This is a genomic window from Streptomyces sp. NPDC001027, assembly GCF_040299045.1.
GTDB lineage: Bacteria > Actinomycetota > Actinomycetes > Streptomycetales > Streptomycetaceae > Streptomyces.
In genome coordinates this window covers 1-3373 of the sequence record NZ_JBEPBI010000446.1, presented here as the reverse complement: position 1 = coordinate 3373, position 3373 = coordinate 1, and the positions used below count along the sequence as shown (strand labels likewise).

The following is a 3373-nucleotide window of genomic DNA, read 5'->3' as shown; positions in this document are numbered from 1 at the left end:
GACGCCGACGCTGCCCCGGGCGGTGACGGTGAGGTCGACGCTGTGCAGGACGGCGGTACGGCGGCCCCGGTGGCCGTGTGCCGCGTGCAGCCCGGACACGGTGAGCACGGCGGGGCCGGGAGCGACAGCGCGGGACGCGGGGGCCCGCACCGGCGTGGTACGGCGGCCGTCGCCCAGGTCCACGACGTCGTCGGCGAGCCGGCCGACCAGGTCCGTGTCGTGGCAGGACAGTGCGACGGCGAGCCGATGGTTCTCGGCGAGGTGCCGCAGGAGGTCGGCGATCTCGTCGCGCAGCGCCGGGTCGAGCCCGGCGGTGGGCTCGTCGAGGAGGAGGACGGCGGGTCGGCGGGCCAGGGCCCGGGCGAGTCCCACGCGGCGCTGCTGGCCCCCGGACAGCGCGCCGATACGGCGGTCCGCGAGCCCTTCGTCGACGGGCAGCCGTACTTCGGCGAGCAGGGCCTGGATCGCCTCGGCCGTGCGGTCGACGGCGACTTCGGCGAGCAGCCGACGCACCTTCATCCGCGGGTTCAGGCCCGTGCCGGGGTCCTGGCCGACGTAGGCGAGGCGGTGGCGACGCAGGGCGCGCAGTTCTGCGGGCGGCAGGGCCAGGGGGTCTTGGCCGAGGACGGTGACTGTCCCGGCGCTGTGGCGGGCTCCGGGCGGCAGGGCGCCCGCCACTGCCCGCAGCAGGGTCGTCTTGCCGCAACCGGACGGTCCCGTCACGGCGGTGACGCGGCCTGCGCGTATCTCGAGGTCGGCGCCGTCCAGCAGGATTCGGCCGTCCGGTGCGGCGACGGTCAGGCCGGCTACTCGGACGGCGTGATCCCCGTCCACTGCTTGGCCGTTCGGGTACCAGTGGGGCATGTGGTTCACAGTGTGGGCACCGCCTTCCGGCCGGTTGCGGGGACGAGTGCGGCGGCGGCCAGGTTGACGCTCATGGCGAGCAGGCCGATGGCGATGCTGGGGGCGAGGACGGCCCAGGGGTTGAGGAGGACGCCGCTGGAGTTCTCCCGGATCATCAACGCCCAGTCGGCGGCGGGGGGTTGGGGCCCGACCTGGAGGAAGCCGGCGGTCGCGACGAGGTAGACGGCGGCGACGAAGCGCAGTCCGAACAGCGCGAGCAGCGTCGCCCGCAGGTTCGGCAGCACCTCGCGTACGACGAGGTACCACAGCCGTTCGCCGCCGACGGTGGCCGCCTCGACGTATCCCGAAGCGGCCACCGGCACGGCCGCACCCGCGACCAGCCGCACCGCGTACGGCACGCCGAGGACGACCGCGGCGGTGACGACGGCGAGCCGTCCGCCGTCCGGCCAGGACAGGGTGACCAGCAGGATGCCGAGCACGGCGGGCAGCAACATGAGTACGTCCGCGGCGCGTTCGACGATCCGTCCGACGGCCGGGCGCAGTGCGCTGATCGCCCCGAGCAGGGCGGCGATCCCGGTGACGAGGAGGGCCACGAGCAGGGAGGTGACGACGAGTTCGCGTCCTCCGGCGAGGACGCGGCTGAGCACGTCCCGGCCCAACTGGTCGCCGCCGAAGGGGGCGTCGCCGCCGGGTTCGGCGAACGGAGCGGAGACAGGGGCGTCGATGACGTGCGGGGTGAGCCAGGGGCCGGTCAGGGCGAGGGCGGTGAGCAGCAGGGCCGGGAGCACCCGCAGGGCCGGACGGAGGCGCATCGGGAAGCGGCGCGCGGCAGTGGCGGGACGCTCGGTGGATGTGGACGGGGTCATGTCCGGCCTCCCGAGGCCCAGGCGCGTACGAGGTCGGCGAGCAGCAGGACTCCGGTGATGACGGCTCCGGTCACGGCGACGACGCCGGCGATGAGGGGGCTGTCCCGGTCGGTGACGGCTCCGGCGAGCACCGAGCCGATGCCGGGGTAGTTGAAGACGGTCTCCACGACGACCGCCCCGCCCAGCAGCATGCCCGTGGAGGTGGCGATCCCTGCCGCGATGGTCGGCAGCGCGCCGGGCAGCAGATGGTGGGTGAAGATCCGGTGCCGGGGCAGTCCGTCGAGCACGGCGGTCTCGATGTGCGGGGCCTTGGCCTCGTCGGCGAGCGCGGCCCGCACGATCCGGACGTTCCAGCCGATCTGCGGGATCGCCAGCGCGAGCACCGGCAGCACGAGCATCTCCCAGGAAGCGGGCGAGCCGTCCGCGTCGGTGAGGGTGACGGCGGGCAGCCAGTCGGTCCACAGGGCGAAGACCAGCACCAGGGCCACCGCGACGACGAACTCCGGCAGCGCGAGCACCCCGGTGGCACTCGCCGACACGGCCCGGTCGGTCCTCCCTCCGGGCCTGGCCGCCGCCCAGCAGCCGAGCGTGACGGAGGCGACCAGGGTCACCAGCAGCGCGAGCCCGCCGAGCAGCAGGGTGTTGGGGAAGGGCCGGGAAAGCAGGTCGGCGACGGGCTCGCCGCGGGCGGAGGAGCCGAGGTCGCCGGTGGACAGGCCGGTCATCCACTCCCAGAAGCGTTCCAGCACCGGCCGGTCCAGGCCGAGCAGATGGCGCCGCTCGGCGAGGTCGGCCGCGCTCTCCCCGCGCTCGGAGGTAGCGGTGGCCGCATCGCCCGGAAGCAGCTGCACGGCGGTGAAGACGAACGCGAGCAGTACGGCGAGCATCAGGGCCCGACGCGCGAGCAACCCGGCCACGCGCAGCAGGAGGCGTACGACGGCCGGGGCGGGCCGGGGCTCGCTGCCCCCGGCCGGCCCGCGCCGCACCGCCTCGATCAGCGAGCCAGCCATGCCGTCTCGAGCTGGACGCGTCCGTAGCCGGGCAGGGTCGGCAGGTCACGCACCGCGGCGGCGGCGAGGTCGATGCCGTCGGCCATGCCCCACAGCAGATAGCCGGACTCGGCGTACTCGATCTGCTGGAACTCGTGCAGCACCTTCGCGCGCTCCGCCGGGTCCTTGGTCGCCATGGCCTTCTTGTAGGCGGCGTCGAACTCCTTGTTCTTCCAACCGGTCTCGTTCTGGCCGGAGTCGGACACCATCGTCTTGCTGGCGAAGAACACCACCGAGTCGTTGGTGCCCCAGTAGGTGGTGTAGAGGTCGCCCTTGAGCCAGGTCTTCTCCCAGAAGGCGGCCGACTCCTGCTTGACCACCTCGACCTTCACCCCGGCCTCACGGACCTGGGTGGCGAACAGGGTCGCTGCCTCGGCGAGGCCCGGGATGTCCTCGGTGGTCAGCAGCTTGTAGGTCTTCGACAGGTCGAAGCCAGCCTCCTTCAGCAGCGACTTGGCCTTGGTCAGATCCCGCTCGCGCTGGGGGATGTCCTTGGCGTAGGCGGGGTCGCCGGTGCCGAGGACGTCGTTGGCGACCGTGCCGTAGCCGGACAGCACCTGCTTGACCATGGCCTCCCGGTCCACCCACCGCACC

4 protein-coding genes are annotated in these 3373 nt (G+C 73.4%); all 4 read right to left on the bottom strand.

Annotation, left to right across the window (positions count from 1 at the left end; genetic code table 11):
* Positions 1 to 864 (bottom strand): ATP-binding cassette domain-containing protein (locus ABT300_RS42485; protein WP_502978123.1); only part of this gene is annotated, 864 nt, incomplete at its 3' end.
* Between the two features lie 5 nt (positions 865 to 869).
* Positions 870 to 1730, bottom strand: a complete 861-nt coding sequence (locus ABT300_RS42480) for an ABC transporter permease (protein ID WP_502978122.1) — start codon at positions 1728 to 1730, stop codon at positions 870 to 872.
* Entirely contained in the window at positions 1727 to 2740 is a 1014-nt protein-coding gene (locus tag ABT300_RS42475; RefSeq protein WP_351688077.1) for an ABC transporter permease, read from the bottom strand. Before ABT300_RS42475 ends, ABT300_RS42480 begins: the two co-directional genes overlap by 4 nt.
* On the bottom strand, positions 2725 to 3373 hold a 649-nt coding region (locus ABT300_RS42470), incomplete at its 5' end, for an ABC transporter substrate-binding protein (protein ID WP_351688075.1). The genes ABT300_RS42475 and ABT300_RS42470, both read right to left, overlap by 16 nt.